Below are 25614 nucleotides of genomic sequence, written 5' to 3'. Positions count from 1 at the left end.
CCTGCTCGACGGTGGACGACGCCGGACCTCCGCACGCCATGCTCGGCTGCTGACCTCTGCCGAATCCATCCATTGACCGTACCGGGCCGAGATCAGCAGGGTGTCTCCAAGCGGCGGGCGCAGCATGCGGGCGGTCACCGAACTCTCCACCCCGGACTTCACGATTCCCCAGGTCAACTGTCTACGGAATCCCCAACACACCCCGATACTCGTCGCCCCATGGCCACGATGGCGGTCCTGCTCGTACGGTCACGGGCATGAGGCGGATCGCTGCGTGGACTGTTGTGATCACCATCGTGGTGGGTGTCGTGCTCGGCGGGTGTGTCGCGTTTGCTCCTGGCTGGATCGTCCGGCATGACCTTGGTGCGCACGGTCTGGCCGCCCTGTCGGCCGCCGATCGGTTGAAGGCCATGAACGACGTACGGGCGACCGTACTGCAAGGCTTGGCGGCTCTGGTCGCCCTGGGCGGGGTCGGGTTGGGGGCCGCCGTGACGTTGCGTCAGATACGTGTCAGCCGCGAAGGCCAGTTCATCGACCTGTTCACCAAAGCCCTTGAGCAGTTGTCGAGCGAGGAAGTGGTCACGCGACAAGGCGGTGTGTACGCCATGGAGCAGATCGCCGGTGCCGCCCCGCACTATCGAGGCCACGTCGCGGCGCTGCTGGCCGGCTTCGTCCGGCAGCAGGCCCCGTGGCCGCCGTCCCGGCCGTTGGAGGAGCTAGAGGCTGAACGGCAGAACTATACCGGTGGACTGCGCGATGACATCGGAGGAGCCATGGCGGCTCTCAGCCGCCGGACGATGATCCTGCCGGGAACCGGCATCGAACTGGAAAAGGTCGATCTCCGGGGTGCTGACCTGGCCGGCCAGAACCTGAGCAGGTTCTGCTTCGTGGGCTCCAACCTTGAAGGTGCCACGCTCGCCAGATGCGATCTGTCCCACACAACCCTCGCCGACACCGTCCTGAAGGATGCCGACCTTTCCGGCGCAACGCTGACCGGAGCGGATCTGACCGGAGCCGACCTGACCGGGGCCATAGGTGTCGACCAGACTCGATCGTGAGATCCCTGTACGCACTGCTGAACTGAGGTCACCTGTGATCACCAGAGGCGGTCGAGTTGACCCACGCCGGGCAACAGTCCGGACCGTGAAAGCCCCTTGATCACACTGGCCAATGTCCCACCAATGGCCCGCCACCATAGCCGCTGAACTGCTCATCCTCGGCCTGATCGGAACGGACAGCACCCTGGATCACCCGAGGGCAAGTGGACCCGGAGCACAAGGCCGGCCAGCGCCAGAACACCGGAAGCCGCATGGCAGCCATCGCCCCCAACCGCGCAACCACCCGTGCCGACCAACCCGCGCCTCGACGGCCCGAACCTCATTTCGATCTCGCTCAGCAACCGCCACCGTGCGTGATCTTTAGGGCTTCCCATTGGTTGCCGCGCAGGCCGATGGCCGGGCCGTCCTCGGGTAGAGGGCGCTGGGGCCGCACGGCTGAGCGTGCCTAGACCTGCGATGTCCTCGCCCGCGCGACGTCGCACACTCGGCACCGGTCCGAGGTAGGGGGGCGGCAGCCCCTGGTATTGCCCGTCCACCGCCGGTGCCAACGGGCCGTTAAGGGCGCGTACTCGGCGTTCTCCCCGTGAGTGACCGTACACGAGCGTGATCGTCCGTTCTGACCGGCACGCAACGGGCACGGGGTGAAGGAGACTCCGAGGATGAGCGATCAAAGGTATGTCTTCCTTGATCCGGACGGAACGCAAGGTCGCGACTGGTTCTACGTCATCGTTCAGGCCCCAACGGGGATCTTCTACGAGCAGCAGTACGGCGGGACAGCGACCCGTCTCAGCCATGTCGAGGGGTACTTGGTGCCTGTGCAGGGTGATCAGGCGCTGGTCGAACTGCGAGCCATCTTCGAACGGGATCTTCGAGGAAGCGGCGCGGAGGGCTACTCCTGGTCGGCTGATCTCCTGAAACGGCTTCACAGCGCAGTCGCGACGGTCGTCTTCTGGGGATCGGCCGCCACGTCGGAGGGCCTGAACTTCAGCAGTCCACAGAAATTGCACGTGGATGAGGAACGTCTTCGCGAACTGGACGAGGCGTGGATTCCCGTTGTCACTGCCGACGGTCCAGGCATGCTCGTCTGGCAGAACTCCGATTAGCGCGGCGCGCACAGCCCCAGCCTGGTCAGAAGAGCCAGACCGTCAGCCCGTCCGGCCGTAACCGGCACCCCCCATGGCAGTCCTCCGGACACTCAGGGCACACTCACCCCATGGCGATGACCGGCCCCGAACACTACCGAGAAGCCGAGAAGCTCCTCGACAACATCCGATACGAGAGGAACGAAACCGAACGTTCAATGATGCTCCAAGAAGCCCAAGTCCACGCAACCCTCGCACTCGTCACGGCCACCCTCCAAGGAGGACAGGTCGACGAAAAGCAGCTCCAGGACTGGCGAGCCCTCGGCAAGATCAGGCTCTAGCCGGAGCCGAGGCGTCCCCAGATGTTGTCCATCTGGTCGTCGTAGGAGACCTTTACTCGTTGCTCCCAATGCCCATGGCCTCGCGGTCCGCCCTGACCGTGGATCAAGGAATCGATCACGAACTGCATCGGCCCATTCATCCGGGGCGCCGGTCGGAAGCGCGAACTCTTCCAGGGATACGCCTGTTCTTTCTCGTCTGCCTGCCGGTCGCCTCGATGTCACTCAGCCGTGCCGCCTCATCCGCAGAGCGGCGCGCGCTCACCGCCGGGAGCCGCTAACTCGATCCAGTCCGACGACTCCATGCCCGTCCTTCTCCCCCAGCCGCGGACACGGCCGACGCCTTGCCTGCGCGTAGACACCTCTGTGAACGTCATCTCAGTGCTCGCGGCCGTCTAACCGAAGATGCCGCTCTAGCCGCTCGTACTGCTCCCGCCGGACCACGCTTCCATCATCGGTGAAGAAGCTCGGCTGTCAGCCGGCCGGGGCAGGAAACTGGGCGATGTACCGCAGAGCCCGCTCCCACGGATCGAATGCAAAGAACTGCCGGGGGCGGTGGTGGTGGCGCACGCAGAACGTGTCGAGATCCGTGTGGATCGGACGCGGCCGGAGGTCGCTCAGCGGTTCGGCGGCGCGTGTGACCCTCAGGAGTTCGGACTGCAGGGTCCACCCGTCGTGATCGAAAGCCCAGGTGCCATCCGTGACGTAGACATGGCCGGCGTCCCTCGCCTCGCGCGCCCAGAGCCCAACGGGTCGGAACCCGGCATCCGGGTAGGTCTCCATGAACGCGTACGCGAGAATGTGGCAAGCTCCAGCGGCGAAAAACGCCACGTCATCCCGGTTCCACGAGAGCAGTTGATCCTGCCGCTCGGCCTCGGTACGTCTGAAGCACGCGCTCGGACGGTACATGCCTTGGAAGGTTACGGGGCTAGAAAAACGGCAGCGCCTCAACTCGCGTCCACGTCAAGCCTCTTGACGGTCAAAGTGGGGGCAAGGCGGGACCGAAACAGCCGCCAATCCTGAAGCTGACACGTAGGTCGGCACTTCAAGCTCCCGTGCTACACTTCCCACCTTTCGGCGCAATCCTGGAAGTGCCGAGCCGAGTACGGGTAAACGTGCAGAGCGTGTGAGCTGTCAAGCTGAGCATGTTGCGATCCTCGTATCTTGGAGGTTTCGATGCGTGCAGGCGTCGTGGTCACCGCACAGCCCGGTCTGGAGGACCTCGCCGTACAGGCCGAGGAGTTGGGCCTGCACAGTTTCTGGGTCAACGACACCCCAATGGTCCACGGCGATGCCTTCGTCGCCTTGAGCCTGTGCGCGAAAGCCACCAGCCGCATCAGGCTCGGCATCGGCGTCACCTCACCGGCGCTGCGCTCGGCCCCGGCCGCCGCGAGTGGATTCGCCAGTCTCAACGCGCTGGCACCGGGCCGCATCATCTGCGGGATCGGGACTGGAAACACCGCCCGGCGCACGCTGGGCATGCGGCCGACCACGGCGGCCGCGTTGGAGACCTTCACCGCCGCATTGCAGGACCTATGCGCCGGACGCACCATCGAATACCGCGAAGGTGACCGGGTTCGCGACGTCCGTTTCCTGCACGCCGAAGGGCAGGTGAACACGGCCGACCCGATCGAGTTCGTCGTGGCCGCGCTGGGACCGAAGGCCGCCGCCGTCGCCGGCCGCTGCGGCACCGGCCTGATCTCCTTCGGCCTGCTGGACCCCACCGCCTGGCACGCGCTGCACGACGCCCGCCGTAACGCCGCCCGCGCGACACCCCGCGCCCCCGGCTCCCTCACGGAACCTCGGGCGGACTCCTATGTGGTCACCGCGCTGCACATACTCGACCAGGACGAGGCCCCCCACAGCGACGCGGCCCGGGACGCGACCGGCCACCTCGTCCTGTCGCTGCTGGCCTTCGCCGCCGACACCGCCGCCGACACACCCGCCTTCGCCGACCAGCTGGGCCCCGCCGAACGCCAGACGGTGCAGCGACTGCTGGACCGGCGCGGCACCACCGCCGACGCACCCGACCGGCACACCAAGCTCTACCCCAACTACCTCGGACGCATCGCACCACAGGACCGCGACCTGATCCTGCCCTCGCTGATGAACACCCTGGCCTTGGTCGGCACCCGCGACGACCTCCGCGCCCGCATCACCACCCTGCAACAAGCCGGCATCGACGAACTGCTCATCCAGCCGGTGATCGACCCACCCACCGAGATGGCCCAGCTAGCCAAACTCCTAACCTGAGCGGACCCGAACCCGTTCCGCTGAATAAGACAGATCGGTTAGCGGGGTCTCGCTGATCAACTCTGCACGTCTACTCGCACATGGCTCTGCAAGCCCACGCGCCGCGATCCGCAGTGCTTGCCGCAGGGTGGAAGGGCCAGATCGACGAGCAGCGCAATGACCTCAGTGCCGTACCGGTGCGCCATGGCCGCGCTGGCTCCGAAGCCCGCGGCCAGTACTGCGAAGCTCTAGTAACGGCGCAAGTGCACCATCACCGGTAGCGCTCGGCGGCCCGGCAGCAGCTGTACCCGTGACCTGCCAAACCCTTCGGAGGCACTCGTAGGGCGAACTTGCTCGTTGGCCCGGCGATACTGGCAGACTTCAGGTGTGGCAAAGGACGTCTACATCAATCTGACTGGATACGGCCTTCGCGTCACCCCGGAATGGCCGTTCGCGTTCATACACCCGGCGGACCTGGGCGAAGCCACGGACAACTCGGTGGACTTTGGTGTGATCCGGTGCGGCGAAGGTGGCCAACCGCGCGTGACGGCCGGCCCGGACCGTCCGGGCTGGCGAGTTGAGACACAGCTGTACTCGGTCACGTGGCCCAGCGGATTCACCCTGGAGTGTGCCGGGGAAAGCGATCCATTCGCCCCGTTCCTGCTGTGGGGCCCAGAGAGGTCGCTGATCTGGGTCCAGGGACCGATCCTCCGGACGCGAATCACCAGGCCCTCGGACCTCGTGGGACCAGGGCAACGCGTCGTCGAACAGCATGCGAACTCCGTCGAACTCGCCTACAACGAACAAGGCGCTCCATGGCGGCAGAGCCACCACATGGTCGGTCTTGACCCAGACCAGCTAGCCATCGTGACGTCCCAGAGCCCAGTCGCCCACGCTGAGGCGACGCTGCGGGCAGGCGAAGAGTTGGCTCGTTCCCTGGAGCCGCTGCCACAGCCCCGCGGCCCTGCGACCAATCCACGATGACCCTTGTCAGCGGCGTGAAATCGTGGCCTCCGCCGGCCAGGCGACACGGCGGGGCGTCGCCGATGCGTGACCGGGCGCGCGCCGCCGCCCCTTGATCCATAACAGCCGATTTCGGCAGACGACTTCGCGCGGGCGTGCCCGACGAGATGAATTTAAGTCGCAAGGCCGAAGTTCAGCCTCGCCTAACCATGCGCTTGTACGCCATCCTGGAGTGCGCGGCTGCCAGTAGTACTTTTATAGGATCGCCGGTCCATAGGGCGTGTCACCCGAACGGTTGCGGCGCCATTAGGTGGAGCGCCCTTCTGGACGAACGAAGTGCGCCCCCCTGGCCCGGGTCTGGCAGATCTCCGATCGGGACGGTGACAGACGGGAGACTCAGGCATCCCCGAACACCAACGACCGTCACGGGCGCTGCCTGGAGCCATTCCACATGCGTCCGTTCGATCGTCCTTGTCTCGCCAGCACTACGAAACCTTGAGAATAAAAGCGCGGCCCCTCCGTTTGGAAAGGCCGCTATTGCAGAAGTCCGCCGCAGTGGGGCGGCAGACCTTGGGTATGGGGTCCGCTTCGCTGGGGGCCGGCTTGGCGTTGCAGTCTTCGGCCAGCTTGCCGTCGAACGCCACAGGCTCCATCTCCTTGTGGCGATCGATCGCCCAAAAGGTCTAGCGGTAGTCCCAGCAGCGCTGCACGCGGTTCCAGTGAGAATCCCAGTGGGAACCCACGCGGTAGTCCCAGCTTCGAGCCGCTTTGAGAGCGCTTCGCTCGGCGCACTTACTCCCACAGGTCGAGATGGTCAGAGAGAGTGCGGTACCGGTACCGTTCTTGAGCAGGTACGCGATCAGATCGTTCAGATTGTTCATCAGAACTCCAATGACTAGACGGGACAGCGCAGCAACTGGGCAGCACCATCCACCCGGTTTGTATGGTTCTTGAGCTGGACCGTCCACCTGAAAAGCGTTGCCGCAACCCGCCTGGCTGCCCCGCGCTCGTGTCAGCTTCCGACGCCGAATCTGCTTCCTTTCCTGGCTTCCTCCCAACCACGCGGCACGGCCTGGTGCTCGTCGACGAATGCGCATTGACGCTACGGCGGCCGTTGGTCCAGGCGGCGGCGCGACCCCGGGCGGACCGGGCGGCCGGCAAGCGCGCCGGACTGCACGCCGATGCGCGGCTGGGCGCGCACGGCCGGGGACCGGAGCCCACGCCGCACGCCCCGGAGAACTCTCGGTGAGAGCACATGCGAGACGAACGGTGAACGTCTCTGAGTTGCGCTCGGACGGTGGCGCAGTGACCGTGATCCCTTGATCAGGCTCGGCGGTGGCCGGCCCTCCGCCTTGAGATCAGGTGGCCGACACCCCACAGCAGAGAGGCTTGGAAGTACCCGGCCACAACGTCCATGGCGAGCATGAGGTTCTGATCGCCCTCCGGCGGCTCCACGGCGTCATGGAGAGGCGAGGCGATCAGGGTGGTGGGCGAGGTGAGCAGGACGAGATAGATCGAACTCATCCCCGACGCATCATTCCGCAAAGCAATCTTCGTCGCGACGGCCACCCCGGTCACCAGAACGGCATAGCCGATCGCCATGCCCTTGAAGGCCCGATCAACGGTCATATCTCCACCCTGACCCCCGCCGACGATCCCCGCCTGAGGACTCCAACTCAAAGACCCCTGAGCACACAGACCCAAGGCCCCACGTCGTCGAGACCGCCAGGGCCCACCGCAGGCTGGTCGGCGTCGTTCGCTGCTGTTGCCGTCAGCGTTGCCATCACTCGCTCCGACGCTACCTAGGAGTCTCTGCAGCGGGTTGGGGGAGGATCTGAGGGGGGTCTGCGGCGAACTCGGCGACCAACTCGAAGCGACCGCCTGCTTGTGATCCGGCCTTGAGTCGGCCCCCGGTGCGTTCGGCCAAGCCGGTCAGTCCCGATCCGCCGGGGCCTGGTTTCGGAGTTGCGGTCGGGGGTTCGGCGGCGCCGTCGTTGACGACGCGCAGTCGGACCGTCGGGCCCGCCGGGGTGATCGTGATGAGACAGGTTCGGGCGGTGCTGTGTCGTACGACATTGGTGACCGCCTCACGCAACACCGCGGCCATCGCAGTGTCCACCTCGGGTGGCAGGGGGCCGGTCTGGACGGTGATGGCGGCTTGTATGCCGGCGGCGTCCAGGACGGCGTACGCCGCGGCCAGTTCCTGGCCAAGGGAGAGCCCCACGGTGGCGTGGGCTACCGAGTCCAGTTCGGCCAGGGCACGTTCGACCAGTTCGGGCAGCGCGGCCAGTTCGGCGCGGGCGCGAGCGGGGTCGGTCTCCAGCAGCCGCTCGCACAGCTCGCCCTTGAGCGCCACTGCCGAAAGGCTGAAGGACAGCAGGTCGTGCAGGTCACGGGAGACACGGGTGCGCTCGCGGGTGAGCGCTTCGCGGGCCAGGTCCCGCTGGGTCTGGTGCAGCAGGACCACGAGATTCGACAGCCGGATCAGACCGTAGGAAACCCATGTGAGGATGGCGATCGATACCAGATACGCCGCCATCCCCGCGAGGTTGGGCAACGGCGGCGGGTAGAAGAAGAAGGTGACGTACAGCGCCACCGCGGCGCCAGTGATCAACAGGGAGCGCGGTGGCCGCATGCGGGTGAGTACCAGGCCGAAGAAGAAGGGCCACATGTTGCTGATGCCGCTGAGTTCCCAGACCAGCCAGCCGAACGGCATGGCGGGGACTCCCAGCAGCAGCCCCAGGAGGACCATCTGCTTCCGTGACGGCTTCATCAGCAGCAGGACCGCTCCGGCCGCACATGTCAACGGCACCGTCAAGAGCAGCGTCCATGGCCGGTGGTAGACCATGACCGACCCGGTCAGCTGGAGTGAGGCATCACAGGCGAACACCGCGGCGAGCGTGAGGCGCGCCACCTTCGGCGATTCGATCGGCGCCGGCAGAGGGGGCGAGATGCGGTAGTCGGCGGCCGTCGCGCGGATGTCGGCCAGCGCCTGCCGGACGGTGTCCACGGCCACGCCGAGCCGGTCCCGCACGACCTCCCGCTCGGCGTCGACGGTTTGTGCGAGCTGCTCCAGGAGCGCCCGCAAGTGCGCGCCGACGACCGTGCGCAGTTCTCCGCCGAGCCTCAGCCGTTCCCGTACCAGCTCCAACCGCGCAAGATCCCCACGTGCCGCGTCCAGCCTGGCCACCATCACCGACAGGGCGTACAGCCCGAAGATGATCAGGCCGTCGTTGGCGGTCTTCTGCGTCCTGGTGATCGCCAACAGCACGTCGTCACCGGCCCACATCCCGGCCACGCCCGTGGCGACCAGGACGAGCCCGAACAGCGGCCAGGCCACCCGCCCTCGGAAGGAGCACAGCGCCGCGACCGCCAGCGGCCACGGCAGCCAGTCCCAGTGCATCCCCGCGACGGCGAACGGCACCGTGTACAGCAGCACGAGAACCACCAGCAGGCCGTCTCGGACTCGGCGGCGACGCGGCCCGGCCAGCAAGGCCACCAGCGGCGGATAGGGAGCCATCGTGACGAGCGCGACCGACCACGCCAGCCCCTGCTCCCGCGCTGCCAGCAGTCGGTTGGCCATGATCAGGCCGAGTGCGGTCCACATCATCAGCCGCACCAGGCGCATCTGCGAATCCCCGGTGTCGTTCAACCCGTCGTCTACCGGATCGTCCTCCACCGCCGCAGCAGCCGAGATCCCCAGCACCGTGTCTCCCATGCCGCTGACATCCCAAAATGGGGGAAGGCCGACATTACTGGCGGCGGCATCCCGTCGCCACATGCGGTTCGCCGCTACTCCGCCCCGGTCTCGAACGCCCTGGAAGGCCGGACGACGAGATACTGTTCGGCGTGATCAGGATTCTGCTCGCCGAGGACGTCGCGCTGCTGCGTTCGGCGCTGGTGGAACTCCTCTCATTGGAAGATGACCTCCAGGTGGTCGCGGAGCTCGCCACAGGCGCGCTCATCGTGCCGACCGCAGTGGAAGTCCAGCCTGACGTGGCCGTGCTCGACATCGACCTGCCTGAGGTGGACGGCTTGGCGGCCGCTGAAGAGCTCCGCGAGCGGCTGCCCGGGTGCCGCGTGCTGATCCTGACGGGTCTGAACCGGCCGGGCCAGCTCCGCCGGGCGCTCGCCGCTCAGGTAGCGGGATTCCTGCCCAAGGATGTACGGCCCGCCGAGCTGGCCGGTGCGATAAGGATCGTCGCCTCAGGCGGCCGGGTGATGGACCCGGCGCTCACGGCCGCGGCGCTGGAGGCGCCGGCAAGCCCCCTGTCGCAGCGGGAAACGATGGTGCTCCGCATGTCGGCCACGGGCGCCTCCCCAATCGAGATCGCCGAACACCTCTTCCTCACACCGGGGACCGTCCGCAATTACCTCACGTCGACGGTGATGAAACTGGACGCCCGGAACCGCGTCGACGCCATCAGGATCGCAAGCGAGGCGGGCTGGATCTGAGTCCGGAAGGGGCACCTCCAACAGGTGGTCGCTGCTGAGCGTGCCCTCGCGCATCAGGCGATCCCCATGAGAAATTCACATCCCAACAGATGATGCACGCGCTATCGAGCGGCATGTCGGTCTTGAAAATCTTCTCCGCAGCGGCAACAGCCGCGGCGGCAAGCCTCGCGGCGTTCTGAGCATGGTGCGGTCGAACGCGTCGATTACGAGGGGCAACGCCGGCTTGGCACGAGCGCAAGGGGATTTCGCGATGCCGATTGAGAAGGTCGAGTTCAGTGCCGACGGGTACCGGCTGACCGGTGACCTCCACCTGCCCGAGCCCGGAGCCGAGCGCGGCGCGGTGGTGCTGACCGGCCCGTTCGCCGGAGTGAAGGAACAGGTCACCGGCTACTACGCGGAGCGGTTCGCGCAGCGCGGATATGTCGCCTTGGCCTTCGACCACCGCAACTGGGGCGACAGCGAGGGCGAACCGCGCCAGCATGAGGACGCGTCCGCGAAGGTGTCCGACCTGCGCAACGCGGTCGGCTTCCTGGCCGCACGGCCAGAGGTCGACGCGGAGAAGATCGCACTGTGCGGGGTGTGCCTCGGCGGGATCTACTCGGTGCAACTCGCCGCGTTCGACCCCCGGGTCAAAGCCGTGGCCCTGATCGCGGCTGCCTACAACAACCCCGGGCTGATCCGTGATCGGTTCGGTGCGGCGAACTTCGCGGCGCTGATGACCCAGTTCGCGCAGATAGCGCAGCGGCAGTCCGCCACCGGCGAGATCGAGTACTGGCCCGCGGTCAATCCCGAGGGCATGCCCGCGGGGAACCCGGGCCCGGAACCGTTCGAGTACTACGGGACGGAGCGAGGGGCCCGCCCCGGTTGGCAGAACCGCTGCACCGCGCTGTCGGTGCTTCAGGAGCTGACGCTGGACGTCGACTCCTACCTGCCGCTCGTCACCGCTCCCCTGTTGATCGTGCACGGGAGCGGCGACCAGGCCATTCCCGTGACCGACGCCGAGGCCGCCTTCGCGGCAGCGCCCGAACCCAAGGAACTCCTGCTGCTGGACACCGGCAACCACATCGAGTTGTACGACGACGAGGGCTACGTACTGCCGGCCATCGACCGAGCCGTCTCCTTTTTCGACAGGAGCATGTGATGCGATACCGGCTGCTCGGTCGCACCGGACTACGGGTGTCCGAAGCGTTCCTGGGCACGATGACCTTCGGGGAGGACTGGGGGTGGGGCGCCTCCGTCGAGGAGTGCCGCAAGATGTTCACCGCCTACGCGGAGGCGGGCGGGAACGTGATCGACACCGCCAACCGGTACACCGAGGGCAGCAGTGAGCGGATCGTCGGGGACCTGCTCGGTGCCGACCGCGACCGCTTCGTGCTCTCCACGAAGTACACGCTGACCATGGACGGCACCGACCCCAACGCGAGCGGCAACCACCGTAAGAACCTGGCCCGTTCGGTGGAGGCCAGCCTGCAAAGGTTGGACACCGACTACATCGACCTGCTTTGGGTGCACATCTGGGATCCCAGCACTCCCATCGAGGAGACCATGCGGGCCCTCGACGATCTCGTGCGGGCGGGCAAGGTGCTGTACGTCGGGATCTCCGACGCGCCCGCCTGGCTGGTCGCCCGCGCCAACACCATCGCAGAGTTCCGCGGGTGGACGCCGTTCGCCGGTCTCCAACTGCCCTACAGCCTCATCCAGCGCGACATCGAACGGGAACTGCTGCCCATGGCCGCGGCTCTGGAGCTGTCGGTGGCCGCGTGGTCGCCGCTCGGCGCCGGCGTCCTGTCGGGCAAGTTCACCCGGTCCAGCGCCGACGGCCCCTCCCGGGTCGGCCGCTCCACCGTCTCCGAACACGACCTGACCATCGCGCGCACAGTGGACGCCGTGGCCGACGAACTCGGTGCGTCCTCCTCGCAGGTCGCCATCGCCTGGACGCGAGCACGCCGGCCCTCGATCCACCCGATCCTCGGCGCCCGCAATCTGGACCAGTTGACTGACAATCTCACCGCGATCGATTTGGAACTACCCGAAGAGGCGGTGACTCGGTTGGACGAGGCCAGCGCAATCGAATTGGGCTTCCCGATGGAATTCATCACGGACACCACGACCGACTTCGTCTATGGGCCCAGCGGAAAGCAGGTCGACGGCCGCCAGGCCGGATGAGTCTGACCGGCCAATCCGGCCGGCCCGCCGACTGAGGCAATGAAGAGGAATTTCCACATGAGGTCCATTCGTCATGCCTTCCTGACGAGAGTCCGCCGGCTGTCGGCGGCCACCGCGGTCGGTGCCGTCCTGACCACCGTGCCTGCCGCCGGCGCGCACGCCGACGACTGCGACCAGGCCTGCCAGATCGACCGGGCCTGGACCGCGCAGCGGCAGAACTCCCTACCCCGCACCCCCTTCTACGACGCACCCAGCCCGCTGCCATGGGCTCCGCTCGGAGCCCTGATCCGCGCGGAGGCCACCTCCGACTACGTCGTGGCGAACAAGCCGGTCAAGGCCATCCGCGTGCTCTACCACTCCCGTACCTCTCGGGGCCGGGACGTGGCGGTCTCCGGCATCGTCCTGGTGCCGCAGGACCGCTCGCGCCCGGCGGGCGGTTGGCACGTGGTCGTAGACGCACATGGCGCGAGCGGTATCGGGGTCGACTGCGCGCCATCGCTGATGCGCAACCTGTACCACGGCGATCAGATGGTCCGGTTCCTGGAGCAGGGGTACGTGGTCGTCGCCCCGGACTACGCAGGCCTGGGCACAACCGGCCGACCGGAACTGGTGAACAAGACCGCCGAGGCCGAGGACATCGCCGGGGCGGTGCGCTCTGCGCGCCAGGCGGTGCCCGGTCTGTCAGGCGACTGGGTGCTTTGGGGACACTCTCAGGGCGGCGGTGCCGCACTCGGCTTTGCCGAACGCCGGCTGAAGCGCCCGGAGCCCGGCTACCGGGGCGCCGTCGTCACCTCGCCCGCAGCCGACCTGCCTACGCTGGCCGCCCACGTCGCCACGACCCTCCCGTACGGCGGGTTCGCCCCGCTGCTCGCCCAGGGCGCCGCCGACAGCAACCCGAAGATCGACGTCGGGCACCTGCTGACCCCGGTGGCCCTGGCCCGCCTGGACGCCGTCCGGGACGGCTGCCTGGGCGTGGTCACCGCGGTGTACGGAGATCTGACCAAGTCGACGCTGGTCCAGCCGGGCTACTACAGCGACCCGCAGTTCACCCGATACCTGCGCGACAACAGCCTCGGCCGGCAGCGCGTCGCAGGCCCGGTGCTGTTCCTGCAGGGCGGCGCGGACACCGTCACCCCCGCATCGGTCAACGCCGAGGTCGCCGCCGGACTCCGCCGTGCGGGCTCCAAGGTCACTTACCGCGTCTACGACGGCCTCGAGCACGACACCTACGGCGCTGCGACCGGCATCGACGACGGCGCAATGCCTGACATCCTCGCTTGGGTAGGTGCCCGCTTCGCCACCCGCTGAAGTACGCCGCTTGGTGGGGCGCACGACGCCCCACCGGCCTCTGCGGCGGAGCGGGTTCAACGAGGTCACGCGCTGCCGTCATGTGGTGGAGGCTCTCGGGTTGCAGCGGCGCAAGGCGAAGGGGCCGGGCACGTAGCGGGCACGGTGGCCGAGGAACGAAAGAGGCCCAGCGTCAGTGATGAGTCACTGGCCTGGGCCTTCGCCTTGGGAGCACCCGAAGACCCCGGTGGCAAGCGGCACCGGAGCGCAGGGCTGGTCACGGCCCGAGCCGCGCAGCAACGATCGCTCCAACCGCGCAAGCCACCTCAGCCGCGCTCTGGATCCCGAACGGTGGAAGCCGGCAGTGAGCATCTGATCACAAGAAGCGGGCGCGACGAGTCGGACGTTGCAGCCCAGGTAGAACCACGTGCGGGTGGTGGTCGAACCGCAAGGACGGACCGCTGATCGTAGACAACGCTGATTTGGGAAGACGGGGCGGTGCTCGGGCGGAGTGCACCAGCAGTACCCCTAGAAGGTCAGGAACTTGGAGCGGCACACCCGGCGGCGGGCGAACAGGGGGCGGCCATGGCCAGGGCAGCCGAACGAGAAGGGCGGCCTGTTCACGGCCGGAAGGTCATGAGCCGGCTGCCGAAGGTGTTCGAACCCAACCCCGCGGGCGTCAACTGGCGGCGGGCAGTGGTGCTCCTGGACGTCGGGCTGGTGCCGCTGTTCGTCATCTGGGCGATCGGGCACGAGCAGTATCTTCTCAGCGCGTTGGTCGGCCTGCTGTTCGCGGCGGTATGCGACCCGGGCGGCGGCTACAGGGATCGCGTGTCGCGCATCTCCGTCTTTGCGCTGATCGGCGCAGCGGTGACCGCGCTGGGGTTTGGAATCGGGGCAGAAGCCTGGGGCTGGTCGGCGCTTGCGGCCTTCGGGGTCACGCTGGTGGCCGGACTGGCCGTCGCATTCGGAGTGCGCAGATTCGTCAACGCCCTGCTTCTCAACATCTGGTTCATCGTCACCCTCGGACTCGGGTTCAACCTCCATCAACACGCCCACATCACCAGCTACGTCTGGGCGCAGGTGCTGGCCTGGACCGGCGGGGCAGCACTGTGGATCGCGGTGACGGTCGTCTGGTGGCTGACCCGCGCGACCATGATCGCGATGAAGCCGAGCCTGGAGCAGGCACGCTCATAGCCGCGCAGTGCCTTACCGTCGCCTTGATCGGCACCGCCGCGGCCGCACTGCTGCTGCTGGTGCCCACAGGCGAAGATGGACTGAGGCTGTTCGCGGTGGAGCGTGGACTCGAAGTGGTGGCGCTCGTGTTGTTCATGCACGGGGCAGGGATTCGGTTCTGGAATTACACGCTCTACAGTGCGGCCATCGCCGCGGGAGTGCTCATCCTGGTGGATCTTCCGCAGCCCTCCGACTGTTCGGCCGAGGGCTACCGGGTGCTGTGGACGTTGTGCGGTGTGGGAATCGGACTGCTCGTCATGTCGCTGGCAGGCCTGCTCGCCAAACGGGCCACCAAAGCGCCGCCACAGCCGACCTGAACATGTCCCGCCATCGGCCCGCAGCCGATCACGAGGAGTTCCTCGTCGGCGAGAAGTGGCGGGCCACGGAAGACGGCTACGTATTCGCTACCGGGTGGGGTGACCCGATCCATCCGGACTCAGTCGGCGCGCTGATGACCAAGACCATCCGGGCGCACAAAAACTCAAGGAGGGACCGCGTCCGGCTGAGCCGCTCCCCCATACTCGGGTCCGCGTCCCGCACCACATCCACGGGACGGCTCTTCTCCTAACTCAGCGGGCGTGTCCGGGCGGCGGCCGGGCGGCGTGTACACACCGTGACCTGTACAGAACCCCCCGCCTTGGCCCAAGGGACGTGTTCGGGAGAAGACCGCCGATCTATTTTGGTCTGTCCTCTGGCTTGCCGTGCGCTGGGTTGCGCCGACAGTCTTTGCCGTGGCGTTCAAAGGCGCCACGGCAAGACCACACAAACGAAAGGAGGAAAAATAATGTCCAATATTTCGGGCGCGGATGGAGCTGACTCCGCAAGCGGGGGCCCGCCAGGCGGCGATCCCGAAGCGGCTCCGCATCTGTTCCGCTCGCTGCGGAACCATCGCAACTACCAGCTGCTCATGCCAGGTCAGATCATCTCCGGTACCGGCAGCTGGATGCAGGTGACTGCCCAGCTCTGGCTGGTGCTGGACCTGACGCATGGCAGCGGTACTGCAGTCGGCATCACGGCCGGCCTGCAACTACTGCCGGTGGTGCTGTTCGGCCTGTACGCCAGCGTCCTGGTCGACCGGTTCCCCAAGCGGCGCATCCTCATGATCAGCCAGGCGGCGATGGGCACGCTCGCGCTGGTGCTCGGCCTGCTCACCGTCACCGGTTCGATCAGGGTGTTGGAGGTGTACGCTCTGGCGTTCGGTCTCGGCCTGGTCCTAGCGCTGAACCGGCCGGCCTGGAGCGCGTTCACCTACGAGGTGGTGGGGCCCGGTGACGTGTCCAACGCCGCCGGCCTGAACAGCGCGACAGTCAGCATGACGAAGATTGTCGGCCCAGCCGTCGCCGGCGTACTGATCGCCGCCGTCGGCACTGGTCCGATTTTCCTCATCAATGCCGCGTCGTTCGGCGTCATGGAACTCATGCTCTACCTCATGCGTGAGGACGAGTTGTATGACAGGGATCCGGTGCCACGGGCAAAGGGCCAGCTGCGCGAGGGCCTGCGCTACGTCCGGAAGGACCGCGACCTGGTCATGCTGATGACCATCTTGCTGTTGGTCTCCGCGTTCGGCATGAACTTCGCGGTGACCGATGCCCTGATGAGCCGAGAGGTCTTCCATACCGAAGCCTCGTCATTCGGCGTTGTCACGGCGATGATGGCCGTCGGCGGGCTGATCGGCTCGCTGCTCTCCGCCCGCCAGAGGCAGCCGAGTATGCGGGTCATGCTGGTCACAGCGGCAGCCTTCTCGGTACTCGTTTTCGCGACCGGACTGATGCCGAACTATTGGGCGTTCGCGGTCATGCAGCTACCGACGGGCATGGCGATGACGGCGTACACCACAACGGCCTACTCGATCACGCAGCTGCGCGCTCCAGACGAGATGCGCGGCAGAGTGATGGGCCTGTACTTGCTGGTGTTCACCGGGAGCGGCCCGATCGGCTTTCCCCTGATCGGCTGGCTGGCCGAGACCTTCGGGCCACGTTCGACCCTGATCACCGGCGGATTCGCGTCCCTGGTCTCGGTGGTGGGCACCGTCGCTTTCATGGCGCCGGTGGCCACACGCAAAGCAGAGGCGCGGACCTGAACAACACCGCCGGCACATTGTGCCAGCAACTCACACTCAACGAGTGCTCTCGATTAAGGGCCCGGCGTCAGCCGGGCCCTGCCCATTTGGGTGCAATGTCAGCAGCCTTGATCTCGACAGGGCCGACGCCGGTGAGCACGCTCTTGGCCGTGTCCCGTTGCGGCTGTTGCCGCCGCCCCGCCCGGACGCATCGTGCTTGTCGTAGCCGACGTGGCCGATGAAATCGCCAACCAGAGCGGCCTGAGATGAGCGACCCTACGTTAGGACGTGCGATGGGAACGGGTGCGCACAACGATGGCCCGGCGCTGCGTCGGCTCGGGCACGTAGCGGGCACGGTGACCGAGGAACAAAAGAGGCCCAGCGTCAGTGATGATTCACTGGCCTGGACCTTCGCGTGGGAGCGGGTGACGGGAATCGAACCCGCGCTGTCACGATCGCCGAGTCCGAGAAGTCCCCCGCCGTCGCCAAGCTGCACGACCTCGCCGAGTCGGCGCTGACCCGCATCGCGGCCGACACCGACGAGCGGCAGGCCACCACCCGGCGGAACCTGGCCGGGTTCCGCACCACCGACAACGTTTCCATGATTGGCGGCCGGACCTGATCCCGTCCGCGTCCGCACAGGAGGGCGCCCCTCATGCACTTTCTGAACGTCCCGCACTCGGTTGAGTCGGTGGGCGGCTGGTCCGGGCATCGTGGGGGTGCCCATCCCAGCCTGCCCACCCTCAACACGCCATACCGCGAGGTCCCCACACATATGCGGCCGCTCGCGCCCTCTCGGGCCGGGGTCTCGATCACGTACGAGGATGGCCACTGGGGCACGTACCTCCAGGAAAAACAGGTCTTCGAAAGCATCTTCGTCGAGCTTCAGGAGACGGCTCAGGACACATGGACTTCGCGGTAACGCTGGTCCACGAATGCCCCATCTCAATCTGTTCGTGCTGGATGCGGTCTACGGGCTGTACGAGCTACCCACAGCGCTCTCATGGATGCCTTCGCGGAGTCTCTCGCGGACTGCTGCAACGGCCTGGAGGCCAAGCGCCACCTCTTCACCCCGTACGAACCGGTCCTGCTGGATGAGCTGGCGGAGTTCGCGCGAACGCTCGACTACGGCCCAGTAGAGAAAGCGTTCACCCGTACGGACATCGGGGCCTAGTCCTCGATCACGATGCCCATCGCTGACGCCAGGGCGAACAGCAAACCCTGAGCGTCGGCGGTGGGCACGATTGCTCCCTGGAAGCTCTGAATGCCATTGACCCCGTTGAGGTCGCATTCAGAAAGCCGGGTGCCTTTCATGTTGGCGTTACTGAACTGTGCCCCGGTTAGCTTGCAGCGCTCAAAACGAACGCCGCCAAGCTCCGCACCCTGGAAATTCGCATCTGTGAGATTGCAGTCGCGGAACACAACGTTCTTGAACCTGCCGAAACGAAAAGACGACAGATCCGCCCGGCAACTGCTGAACAGCACGTCTCGTAGCCCGCACTCAGTCAAAGACGTACCGGTCATGCGGCTGCCGTCAATCGCCGCGTTAAAGATCCGCGAGTCGGAAAGCCTCAGATTCGCCAGGTCACACGATGTGAACTCGACATCCTCAAGGCTGGCGCGCCGCAGGGTCGTCCCCGAAAAGCGCGTCTCCTGGAAGCGGCAGCGCTCGAACTCGACGTCTTCGACGTCCTGTGCTGACATATCGAGGGCTCCGTACCGCGTGGACAGGTACACGCCATCATCGGCTAGTTCGGCCTCGGAAGGCATCGCTTCGGCCAACAACTTGGGGAGTTTTGGAGCTACCGGTTCTTTGAGTCGCCTTGTGCGTGCCTGAACGTTGTTGACTGCCACAACTCCAACCCTACTCTTCCGAGGTGCGGACCGCTGGCAACTGGCCGTGATCGCAATCCCTCAATGACGATAGAAGAAGCACCCATTGCGCACGCGCACTGACGGCGCCGCAAGTGCACGGTAACGGGTCGGCGTGCGCCCGGTCGGCAACTTCCGGGCGCTATGGAAGCTGACCGAGGACGGGCACGCCGACGCGATCCGGGACGAACGGCTACGCGCGTTCATCCACCTCGCTACCTTCATAAGTCTGCGGTGGGGCGAGGTCACGGCACTGCGGCGCAGCGACATCGACACCGTGAGTCGCACCGTCCGGGTACGTGGTGCCTACGTCGAGCGGGCCAACGGGGAAATGATCCTCGGTGCCACCAAGTCGCGAGCGGGCATGCGCACTATCTCCGTCCCGTCCGCGATCGTTCCCAACCTGGTCGCCCACATGGACAAGAACGTCAGGCGGGCGCTGATGCCCTCGTCTTCACCGGCATCAAGGGCGGGCCGCTGCGGCGCAGCGGCTTCAACAAGCTCACCCGGTGGAGCCACGTCGTCAAGCGGAACCCGATGGCGCGCATGGGCACGACGACGAGCGGGCCGCGCTGCGGTACCAGCACCGATCGGCCGAGGGCGACCGTGCCATCGCGGACGGGCTGGACGCGCTCGTCCAGGCCGACCAGAAGCGGAACGGAGACGACGGGGCGGCGGGATCACTGGTCCCGGTGGCCTAATTGCACGTTAATTGCACGGCGGCGTTCTGAGCCAGAAACGATCAAGGCCCAGGTTCGGGGATCATGTCCCTGGCCTGGGCCTTCGTGTGGGAGCGGGTGACGGAATCGAACCCGCGCTGTCAGCTTGGGAACCAAACCGATCCCGGCCGTCACAGCGGCTGACCTGGCCTCCGCCCGAGGAAGGTCCGCCTGACACAGCGGTCTCCCGCACAGGCGCACGACGTTCCAGGGTTCTCGTCGCGCGTGCGGTGCCCACCCCGTGACAGGCCGTTTCGCGCGAACGAGTGCTCCGGGTCCAGGAGGGGACTGGGGAACCACGGGTTCCCCAGTCACGCACGCTCGTCACAGTCGGAATTAGAGTACCGGGATGACGTCCCCCTACGAGGGCCTCCTGGGCCACGCCGAAAGCTACCTCGGTCCAGTTACCCATGCCGAGCCGCCGGACGTCCTTGGGTACAACCGCGGCTTCGCGATCGGCTTCCACCGCCACCCCGAGCACGACATGGTGTCCGCGGCCAGCACCGGCCTCCGGTTCCAGGACCTGGAGTTCCAGATCCCCGAAGAGATCGTGTGCTCCGCCCGTCCGGGCCAAGAGCAGGAGGCGAGTTACCTCGTCCACTTCGCCGCCACGAGTGCTCTGAAGAACGGAAAGGGGCACAGGTACGGGGGTGGATACCGGAATGCGGAGCCACTGATCCCTGAGACCCAGATCTCCAGTCTCGCCTACTCCACGCACCCCTACCTACCGCATGAGTTCGACCACTTCCACAACGCCGACGGCGAGGCCGTGCTCAGGTTCATCACGGTCCTGCCGATGACCGACCTCGAGTTCCGCTTCGTCCTGGACGAGAAGGACGGCTTCCACGGCCTGATGGAGGTCTGGCGACTCAACCGCACCGACATCCTCGACCTTCACCGGAAGTCGGCCGTCTGAGCTCGCGCGACAGGGCGGCAAAATCACGGCGGCGAGCGCCGTCATCAAACGCACGGTTTGAGGCATTGCCAAACCCGCCTCAACCGGCGATAGCGAGATCACGAACTCGGACTGCCGTACTAATGCCCATCGCCGAGACGAGCAGATGTCGGGTCTCGCCAACGCGGCAAGAGGGCCTTCGCCGGCCGTGCTGGCCTGCTCTCGGCTCGGCTGTCAGCTTGGGAATCAGTCCAGTCCACCCCGATAGGGCCGCTGACCTGGCCTCCAACCGTCCCGCGAGTGACCGTGATCGACCCCTGATCACTGCCCTTAATTGCACGCTAATCGCACAGTGCCATGCCGTTGATCTCGGCGAACCTCGCGGCGGCGCGGGCGAAGTTCTCCGTGGGTGCCTGGACGGGTTCTCTCGTGAGTGCCTGGACGGCCGATCGGTCTCTGACGACCTGCGCATCAGCCAAGCCGTGCCGTCGGCATGCCAGCCCAGATCAGCAGCAGTGCGGAAGAGACCGGAGCCCTGACCAGCAGGAATAGAACCGCGTGCTGGGGGCAGCAGGGTCAGAGGGCTGTCCACGAGCTCCGGGAGACTTTGATGACCAGCACACCCCGATCCGGAAGCGCACTGCTCGTCCGGGCTGGCGAGGCGAAGATCCTCGGCCTGCCCTCTGGCGGGGGGTTCGGGCTCCTGATTGACAGCGAGGATACCGGCGCGGCGTTGAGCGCCAGCCGTCTCACTCTCGTTGACGGCGCCGACGGTGCGCTGCCGCATCGTCACCTGCGCTCGTCAGAGTTCTTCTACATCCTCGACGGCGCGGCCGAGTTCCTCCTCGGCGAAGGGATCCAGTCCCTCCACAAAGGAGACTTCCTGGTGATCCCGCCGGGCCTGCCGCATGCCTTCGGAGCGGCGCGAGGTGCCGACACCGACCTACTGATAGGGATCACACCAGGCGTCCAGCGCTTCGACTACTTTCGAATGCTGCAGCGCGTCGCCGAAGGACAGGACTCCCCGGACAGCCTGCGTCCGGTACAGGAACAATACGACGTCCACCTGCTGGACAGCGAGCCCTGGCAGACCGCCCGCAAGAGCCGCCCGCCCGCGGACTAGAAGTTCCCGCGCAAACGGTGAGCATCCCGAGTGCCGGCATCCCTAGATCCAGCTCGAACTGCACCCGCCACCAGCACCCAAAGAGCCTTCCTACCAGGCGAAACGCGCCAAAGAAGCCGGGAGAGAAGTCCGAGGAAGCTCCCGAGCGTCCTGTCCTGGCTGAGGACGGGCATGCGGACGTGATCAGGGACGAACGGCTACGCGCGTTCATCCTCCTCGCTGCCCTCGCAAGCCTGCGGTGGGGCAAGATCACTGCGCTTCGCCGCTGCGATCTCGACCTGACCGCGCGAACCGTCAGGGTTCGGGCGGCCTACGTCGAACAAGCCAACGGGCGAATGCTGCTCGGGCCTCCCAAGTCCAAGGCGGGCGTGCGAACAGTCTCGATCCCGGCCACGATCGCCCCCGACCTGGTCACCCACCTGGGCAAGTACACGAACGAGGAGGCTCACGCCCTGGTCTTCACAGGCATCAAGGGCGGGCCGCTCCGCCGTAGCGGATTTCAACAAGGTCACCAACTGGAAGCACGTGGTCAAGGCGCTCGGTGTTCCGAACCTGCACTACCATGACCACCGGCACACGGGCAACCAGCTCGCGGCCGACATGGGCGTCTCGACCAAGAACCTGATGGCCCGCATGCGCCACGACAACGAGCGCGCCGCGCTGCGGTACCAACACAAGTCGGCCAAGGCGACCGCGCCATTGCCGATGGTCTCGATGCGCTGGTCCAGGCCGAGCAGGGCCAAGACGACGAAGGCGACGACGGCGCGGCCGAGGCGCTGGTGCCGGTGGCCTCATGGCACGCTACACGCGGGCCAGCGAGCCCTGAAAACGATCAAGGCCCAGGCTGGGATTCGTTCCCTGATCTGGGCCTTCGTGGTGGGAGCGGGTCACGGGAATCGAACCCGCGCTGTCAGCTTGGGAACCATTGCGAACTCGGCTGTCACCAACTCTGACCTGGCGTTCGTCCGCTCCGCAAGTGACCGTGAGTACCCCTTAATGACCGCCCCTAATGGCACGCTAATGGCACGGCGCCGTAGCCGCTGACCTGCGCCCCTCGGCCTGATCAGAACGGCGACGGCACCCGAATCATCCGAGGGCAAGCGGACCCGGAGCGCAGGGCCGGCCACGGCCCGAGCACCGGAAGCCGCGCGGCAGCGATCGCCCCCAACCACGCAACCCACCTCAGCCCCCTGAACGCGCGCCTGTGTCGGTCGCTGCGCGCCTCGCCCGTGGGACCACACCCTGTCATACAGACACCAGTGTCTGTTAGAGTCGCGCTGGAAGTACCTACAAACAAACCCCTACAAACTAGATGGAGACAGAAAAATGTGTGAGCTCGAAATTCACGACGTCACTGGAAACTCTCTGGGAGACATCCACGCCAAGGCGTTGGAAGCTGCCGAGCGACTGTTTGATGACGGTCGCGTGCGTAAGCTCCAGGCAAAGGTCGTCGGCCTCATTACCAGCCCTCCGCCAGTGCGTCTGAACAGCGACAAGGAGTTCCACGCTTCGTTCGTCCGAGTGACGGAGGAGACGTTTTACTAGAAGGTCATTTCACGGTGGCCCTTACCCGCAGCCCTCCTTTCGGGAGGGCTGACTCTATTGCTACTGATCAGGTTCCCGGCTCGGCCGCCTAGAGTCCTGGACCGGCCGGGGCCTGGAGTTCCCGATGTCGGCGCCTCACCGCCAGCCGCATGTTCTTGGACATGGGTCGGGTGACCGTGCCATCGCGGATGGGCTTGACGCGCTCGTCCAGGCCGAACGGAAGCAAGATGACGACGGTTCGGACGGTGTCCTGGTGCCGGTGGCCTAATGGCACGAGGGCCCGTGTAGGGCTCCGGAAACGATCAAGGCCCAGGTTGGGGATTCATACCCTGACCTGGGCCTTCGCGGTGGGAGCGGGTGACGGGAATCGAACCCGCGCTGTCAGCTTGGGAAGCTGAAGTTCTACCATTGAACTACACCCGCGTGGGGCGCTGAGGGCGCCGTGCTTTGGACACTGTACCGGATCGGCGGTGGGGCGTGGGTGGGATAGCTTTCTGGGGTGCTGCTCTCCGATCGCGACATCAGGGCCGAGCTCGAGTCTGGGCGGGTGAAGATCGACCCGTATGAGCCGGGGATGGTTCAGCCGTCCAGTGTGGACGTGCGGCTGGACCGGTACTTCCGGGTGTTCGAGAACCACAGGTATCCGCACATCGATCCGGCGGTGGAGCAGCCGGATCTGACGCGGCTGGTGGAGGTCGAGGCCGAGGAGGCGTTCGTCCTGCATCCCGGGGAGTTCGTGCTCGCGTCCACCTATGAGGTGTTCGGGTTGCCGGACGATCTGGCCGCGCGGCTGGAGGGGAAGTCGAGCCTCGGCAGGCTGGGGCTGCTGACGCACTCGACGGCGGGGTGGATCGATCCGGGTTTCGGCGGGCACGTGACGCTGGAGCTGTCGAACGTGGCGACGCTGCCGATCAAGTTGTGGCCGGGGATGAAGATCGGGCAGATGTGCCTGTTCCGGACGAGCTCACCGGCGGAGTACCCCTACGGGTCGGCGAAGTACGGGTCGCGGTACCAGGACCAGCGGGGGCCGACGCCGTCCCGGTCGTACCAGAACTTTCACCGCACGAAGGTGTAGTCGGTTCGTAACCCGAACGTGACGGAACTCACCAAAAGATGAAACATGTTCTCCGGACGGGTAGTTTCGGGCGACGCATGGCTTTGGCGTCTGGTTGACACGCTCTTTGCATGAGTTTGTCACCGTCCGGCGCCTGGACCGGATCGAGGCGACCCGTTTCCGCGCATCGACGTGGGAACCCGGAAGGAGATCGTGTCAGTACTCCGCGCGGAAAGCGTCACCAAGCTCTTCGGCCGTAGGACGGCTGAGGCACAGCGGAAACTCAAGGCGGGCGCCGACCTGACGGCGGTCCGCGACCTCGGCGTCACACCGGCGGTGGTGGACGCCACGTTCGAGGTCCGGCAGGGCGAGATCTTCGTGGTCATGGGCCTGTCGGGGTCGGGGAAGTCGACCCTGATCCGGATGCTGAACGGGCTGCTCGGGGTAACCTCCGGAAGCGTCGAGATCGACGGCCAGGACATCGCGAAGCTGTCGCCGAAGGCGCTGCGGGCGCTGCGGCAGAACAAGATCAGCATGGTCTTCCAGCACTTCGCGCTGTTCCCCCATCGGACGGTTCTGGCGAACGCCGCGTACGGCCTGGAGGTCCGCGGCGTCCCGAAGGAGGAACGCGAGAAGACGGCCCGCGAGTTCCTGGCCCTGGTGGGGCTCGAAGGCTGGGAGAACAAGATTCCCGGCGAGTTGTCGGGCGGCATGAAGCAGCGCGTCGGGCTTGCCCGGGCGCTCGCGGCCGGCACCGACATCATCCTGATGGACGAGGCGTTCAGCGCGCTGGACCCGCTGATCCGCCGGGAGGTCCAGGACCTGCTCCTTGACCTGCAGGGGCGGTTCGGCAAGACGATCGTCTTCATCACCCACGACCTGAACGAGGCCATGCGCATCGGCGACCGCATCGCGGTGATGCGCGAGGGGCGGATCGTGCAGATCGGGACGGCCGAGGAGATCCTCACGGATCCGGCCAACGACTACGTCGCCCAGTTCGTCGCGGATGTGGACCGTACCAGAGTGCTGACGGCTTCCTCGGTGATGGAGAAGCCGCTGGTCACGGTGCCGGCGTCGACCGGGCCGCGGACGGCGCTCCGGACGATGCGCGAGCACCAGACGTCGGCGGCGTTCGTGGTCGGCCGCGACCGCAAGCTGGTCGGGTGGGTGCGCGCGACGGTGATCGCCGACGCGGTGCAGGAGAACGTCCAGAAGCTCGACGGCCTGATCGATCCGGAGGATCCGGAGCCCGTGGCGCCGGACACCCCGGTCGCGGACCTGTTCACGCGGTGCGCGGAGAGCCACCTGCCGGTGCCCGTCGCGGACGAGAACGGGATCCTGCTCGGCGTCATCCCCCGGGTGACGCTGCTGGCGGCCCTCGGCGCGATCAACTCGCATACGGACGAGGTCCTTGACGAGGACGACGCGGAGCCGGAGCTCGCGCTGACGAAGGAGGGTGGCAGTGTTGACGGCGAGTAACACGATGGCGGTCGATCTGCCCCGGGTTCCGGTCGGCGAGTGGTTCGACAG

The 25614-nt window shown here is 66.4% G+C and carries 27 protein-coding genes and 1 tRNA gene; 21 read left to right on the top strand and 7 right to left on the bottom strand.

The annotated features are described in order from the left end of the window. Positions 1-257: 257 nt before the first annotated feature. The 3 genes from ACQPZP_RS01910 to ACQPZP_RS01900 all read left to right on the top strand — a co-directional run bounded on the left by ACQPZP_RS01910 (position 258) and on the right by ACQPZP_RS01900 (position 2481). Positions 258-1058 carry a pentapeptide repeat-containing protein gene (locus ACQPZP_RS01910; RefSeq protein ID WP_433475884.1) on the top strand — a complete coding sequence of 267 codons (801 nt, stop codon included), beginning with the start codon at positions 258-260 and terminating at the stop codon, positions 1056-1058. Between the two features lie 659 nt (positions 1059-1717). Then, positions 1718-2161 carry a DUF6210 family protein gene (locus ACQPZP_RS01905; RefSeq protein ID WP_433475883.1) on the top strand — a complete coding sequence of 148 codons (444 nt, stop codon included), beginning with the start codon at positions 1718-1720 and terminating at the stop codon, positions 2159-2161. A gap of 110 nt (positions 2162-2271) precedes the next feature. Beyond that, entirely contained in the window at positions 2272-2481 is a 210-nt protein-coding gene (locus ACQPZP_RS01900; protein WP_433475882.1) for a hypothetical protein, read from the top strand. 471 nt (positions 2482-2952) lie between these two features. Here the strand turns inward: ACQPZP_RS01900 and ACQPZP_RS01895 are convergent, their stop codons facing one another. After that, positions 2953-3387, bottom strand: a complete 435-nt coding sequence (locus ACQPZP_RS01895; RefSeq protein ID WP_433475881.1) for a hypothetical protein — start codon at positions 3385-3387, stop codon at positions 2953-2955. A gap of 267 nt (positions 3388-3654) precedes the next feature. Between ACQPZP_RS01895 and ACQPZP_RS01890 the strand changes: the two genes are divergently transcribed. Further along, positions 3655-4731: an LLM class flavin-dependent oxidoreductase gene (locus ACQPZP_RS01890; RefSeq protein ID WP_433475880.1), complete on the top strand. Its 1077-nt coding sequence runs from the start codon at positions 3655-3657 to the stop codon at positions 4729-4731. A gap of 1427 nt (positions 4732-6158) precedes the next feature. Here ACQPZP_RS01890 and ACQPZP_RS01885 read toward each other — a convergent pair. From ACQPZP_RS01885 to ACQPZP_RS01870, 4 genes are all read right to left on the bottom strand, one after another. Beyond that, positions 6159-6317, bottom strand: a complete 159-nt coding sequence (locus ACQPZP_RS01885) for a hypothetical protein (protein ID WP_433475879.1) — start codon at positions 6315-6317, stop codon at positions 6159-6161. Positions 6318-6356: 39 nt separating this feature from the next. Next, a complete protein-coding gene (locus ACQPZP_RS01880; RefSeq protein WP_433475878.1) occupies positions 6357-6554 on the bottom strand; it encodes a hypothetical protein in 198 nt (65 codons plus the stop codon). Between the two features lie 442 nt (positions 6555-6996). Beyond that, on the bottom strand, positions 6997-7302 hold the full coding sequence (locus ACQPZP_RS01875) for an SCO4225 family membrane protein (RefSeq protein ID WP_433475877.1): 306 nt from the start codon (positions 7300-7302) through the stop codon (positions 6997-6999). Positions 7303-7471: 169 nt separating this feature from the next. Further along, positions 7472-9454 (bottom strand): sensor histidine kinase, encoded by a 1983-nt coding sequence (locus ACQPZP_RS01870; RefSeq protein WP_433475876.1) that lies wholly within the window; start codon positions 9452-9454, stop codon positions 7472-7474. Between the two features lie 68 nt (positions 9455-9522). Here ACQPZP_RS01870 and ACQPZP_RS01865 point away from each other — a divergent pair, with 68 nt between their 5' ends. The 9 genes from ACQPZP_RS01865 (at position 9523) to ACQPZP_RS01825 (ending at position 18050) form a co-directional block, all read left to right on the top strand. Further along, a complete protein-coding gene (locus ACQPZP_RS01865; protein WP_433475875.1) occupies positions 9523-10128 on the top strand; it encodes a response regulator transcription factor in 606 nt (201 codons plus the stop codon). 250 nt (positions 10129-10378) lie between these two features. Continuing rightward, positions 10379-11269 carry an alpha/beta hydrolase gene (locus ACQPZP_RS01860; RefSeq protein ID WP_433475874.1) on the top strand — a complete coding sequence of 297 codons (891 nt, stop codon included), beginning with the start codon at positions 10379-10381 and terminating at the stop codon, positions 11267-11269. Beyond that, entirely contained in the window at positions 11269-12294 is a 1026-nt protein-coding gene (locus ACQPZP_RS01855) for an aldo/keto reductase (protein ID WP_433475873.1), read from the top strand. Before ACQPZP_RS01860 ends, ACQPZP_RS01855 begins: the two co-directional genes overlap by 1 nt. A gap of 57 nt (positions 12295-12351) precedes the next feature. After that, on the top strand, positions 12352-13602 hold the full coding sequence (locus ACQPZP_RS01850) for an alpha/beta fold hydrolase (RefSeq protein ID WP_433475872.1): 1251 nt from the start codon (positions 12352-12354) through the stop codon (positions 13600-13602). Between the two features lie 564 nt (positions 13603-14166). Beyond that, entirely contained in the window at positions 14167-14778 is a 612-nt protein-coding gene (locus ACQPZP_RS01845) for a hypothetical protein (RefSeq protein WP_433475871.1), read from the top strand. Continuing rightward, positions 14718-15134 (top strand): hypothetical protein, encoded by a 417-nt coding sequence (locus tag ACQPZP_RS01840; RefSeq protein WP_433475870.1) that lies wholly within the window; start codon positions 14718-14720, stop codon positions 15132-15134. Before ACQPZP_RS01845 ends, ACQPZP_RS01840 begins: the two co-directional genes overlap by 61 nt. Before the next feature lie 467 nt (positions 15135-15601). Continuing rightward, the gene (locus tag ACQPZP_RS01835; RefSeq protein ID WP_433475869.1) at positions 15602-16897 is read left to right on the top strand and encodes an MFS transporter; all 1296 of its coding nucleotides are present in this window, start codon (positions 15602-15604) and stop codon (positions 16895-16897) included. Positions 16898-17291: 394 nt separating this feature from the next. Beyond that, positions 17292-17498 (top strand): hypothetical protein, encoded by a 207-nt coding sequence (locus ACQPZP_RS01830; protein WP_433475868.1) that lies wholly within the window; start codon positions 17292-17294, stop codon positions 17496-17498. Positions 17499-17879: 381 nt separating this feature from the next. Beyond that, complete coding sequence (locus ACQPZP_RS01825) at positions 17880-18050, top strand: hypothetical protein (RefSeq protein ID WP_433475867.1); 171 nt, start codon at positions 17880-17882, stop codon at positions 18048-18050. Here ACQPZP_RS01825 and ACQPZP_RS01820 read toward each other — a convergent pair. Then, positions 18047-18730: a pentapeptide repeat-containing protein gene (locus tag ACQPZP_RS01820; protein ID WP_433475866.1), complete on the bottom strand. Its 684-nt coding sequence runs from the start codon at positions 18728-18730 to the stop codon at positions 18047-18049. The genes ACQPZP_RS01825 and ACQPZP_RS01820 overlap by 4 nt on opposite strands. Positions 18731-19257: 527 nt before the next feature. Between ACQPZP_RS01820 and ACQPZP_RS01815 the strand changes: the two genes are divergently transcribed. The 6 genes from ACQPZP_RS01815 (at position 19258) to ACQPZP_RS01790 (ending at position 23030) form a co-directional block, all read left to right on the top strand. Next, on the top strand, positions 19258-19449 hold the full coding sequence (locus tag ACQPZP_RS01815) for a hypothetical protein (RefSeq protein WP_433475865.1): 192 nt from the start codon (positions 19258-19260) through the stop codon (positions 19447-19449). A gap of 367 nt (positions 19450-19816) precedes the next feature. Then, complete coding sequence (locus tag ACQPZP_RS01810) at positions 19817-20383, top strand: suppressor of fused domain protein (protein WP_433475864.1); 567 nt, start codon at positions 19817-19819, stop codon at positions 20381-20383. A 589-nt stretch (positions 20384-20972) separates the two neighbouring features. Further along, positions 20973-21485 (top strand): cupin domain-containing protein, encoded by a 513-nt coding sequence (locus ACQPZP_RS01805; RefSeq protein WP_433475863.1) that lies wholly within the window; start codon positions 20973-20975, stop codon positions 21483-21485. A gap of 179 nt (positions 21486-21664) precedes the next feature. After that, the gene (locus ACQPZP_RS01800; RefSeq protein WP_433475862.1) at positions 21665-22051 is read left to right on the top strand and encodes a hypothetical protein; all 387 of its coding nucleotides are present in this window, start codon (positions 21665-21667) and stop codon (positions 22049-22051) included. Next, positions 22011-22529, top strand: coding sequence for a hypothetical protein (locus ACQPZP_RS01795; protein WP_433475861.1), 519 nt, complete (start codon positions 22011-22013; stop codon positions 22527-22529). The genes ACQPZP_RS01800 and ACQPZP_RS01795 overlap by 41 nt, the downstream gene beginning before the upstream one ends. Before the next feature lie 282 nt (positions 22530-22811). Further along, positions 22812-23030: a hypothetical protein gene (locus ACQPZP_RS01790; protein ID WP_433475860.1), complete on the top strand. Its 219-nt coding sequence runs from the start codon at positions 22812-22814 to the stop codon at positions 23028-23030. Positions 23031-23382: 352 nt separating this feature from the next. Here ACQPZP_RS01790 and ACQPZP_RS01785 read toward each other — a convergent pair. Beyond that, positions 23383-23453 (bottom strand) — tRNA-Gly (locus tag ACQPZP_RS01785). A 76-nt stretch (positions 23454-23529) separates the two neighbouring features. On the opposite strand from ACQPZP_RS01785, the gene dcd reads away from it, so the two are divergent. Both dcd and ACQPZP_RS01775 read left to right on the top strand, forming a co-directional pair. After that, positions 23530-24105, top strand: a complete 576-nt coding sequence (gene dcd, locus ACQPZP_RS01780; protein WP_433475859.1) for a dCTP deaminase — start codon at positions 23530-23532, stop codon at positions 24103-24105. 192 nt (positions 24106-24297) lie between these two features. Beyond that, positions 24298-25563, top strand: a complete 1266-nt coding sequence (locus tag ACQPZP_RS01775) for a quaternary amine ABC transporter ATP-binding protein (protein ID WP_433475858.1) — start codon at positions 24298-24300, stop codon at positions 25561-25563. The last annotated feature ends 51 nt before the right edge of the window (positions 25564-25614 follow it).

The sequence above is a fragment of the Spirillospora sp. CA-142024 genome, assembly GCF_050942325.1.
Taxonomy (GTDB): Bacteria; Actinomycetota; Actinomycetes; order Streptosporangiales; family Streptosporangiaceae; genus Spirillospora.
Note: the sequence above shows the minus strand (reverse complement) of the source record. Positions and strands in the feature narration are given on the sequence as shown.

Bases quoted from the DNA above. Each gene is read 5' to 3' on its own strand.
- ACQPZP_RS01860 (WP_433475874.1), top strand. From the start codon at position 10,379: ATGCCGATTGAGAAGGTCGAGTTCAGTGCCGACGGGTACCGGCTGACC.
- ACQPZP_RS01810 (WP_433475864.1), top strand. From the start codon at position 19,817: ATGACGTCCCCCTACGAGGGCCTCCTGGGCCACGCCGAAAGCTACCTC.
- ACQPZP_RS01875 (WP_433475877.1), bottom strand. From the start codon at position 7,302: ATGACCGTTGATCGGGCCTTCAAGGGCATGGCGATCGGCTATGCCGTT.
- ACQPZP_RS01910 (WP_433475884.1), top strand. From the start codon at position 258: ATGAGGCGGATCGCTGCGTGGACTGTTGTGATCACCATCGTGGTGGGT.
- ACQPZP_RS01905 (WP_433475883.1), top strand. From the start codon at position 1,718: ATGAGCGATCAAAGGTATGTCTTCCTTGATCCGGACGGAACGCAAGGT.
- ACQPZP_RS01880 (WP_433475878.1), bottom strand. From the start codon at position 6,554: ATGAACAATCTGAACGATCTGATCGCGTACCTGCTCAAGAACGGTACC.
- ACQPZP_RS01825 (WP_433475867.1), top strand. From the start codon at position 17,880: ATGGATGCCTTCGCGGAGTCTCTCGCGGACTGCTGCAACGGCCTGGAG.
- ACQPZP_RS01850 (WP_433475872.1), top strand. From the start codon at position 12,352: ATGAGGTCCATTCGTCATGCCTTCCTGACGAGAGTCCGCCGGCTGTCG.
- ACQPZP_RS01870 (WP_433475876.1), bottom strand. From the start codon at position 9,454: ATGTGGCGACGGGATGCCGCCGCCAGTAATGTCGGCCTTCCCCCATTT.
- ACQPZP_RS01855 (WP_433475873.1), top strand. From the start codon at position 11,269: ATGCGATACCGGCTGCTCGGTCGCACCGGACTACGGGTGTCCGAAGCG.
- ACQPZP_RS01845 (WP_433475871.1), top strand. From the start codon at position 14,167: ATGGCCAGGGCAGCCGAACGAGAAGGGCGGCCTGTTCACGGCCGGAAG.
- ACQPZP_RS01805 (WP_433475863.1), top strand. From the start codon at position 20,973: ATGACCAGCACACCCCGATCCGGAAGCGCACTGCTCGTCCGGGCTGGC.
- ACQPZP_RS01890 (WP_433475880.1), top strand. From the start codon at position 3,655: ATGCGTGCAGGCGTCGTGGTCACCGCACAGCCCGGTCTGGAGGACCTC.
- ACQPZP_RS01895 (WP_433475881.1), bottom strand. From the start codon at position 3,387: ATGTACCGTCCGAGCGCGTGCTTCAGACGTACCGAGGCCGAGCGGCAG.
- ACQPZP_RS01835 (WP_433475869.1), top strand. From the start codon at position 15,602: ATGTCCAATATTTCGGGCGCGGATGGAGCTGACTCCGCAAGCGGGGGC.
- ACQPZP_RS01790 (WP_433475860.1), top strand. From the start codon at position 22,812: ATGTGTGAGCTCGAAATTCACGACGTCACTGGAAACTCTCTGGGAGAC.
- ACQPZP_RS01900 (WP_433475882.1), top strand. From the start codon at position 2,272: ATGGCGATGACCGGCCCCGAACACTACCGAGAAGCCGAGAAGCTCCTC.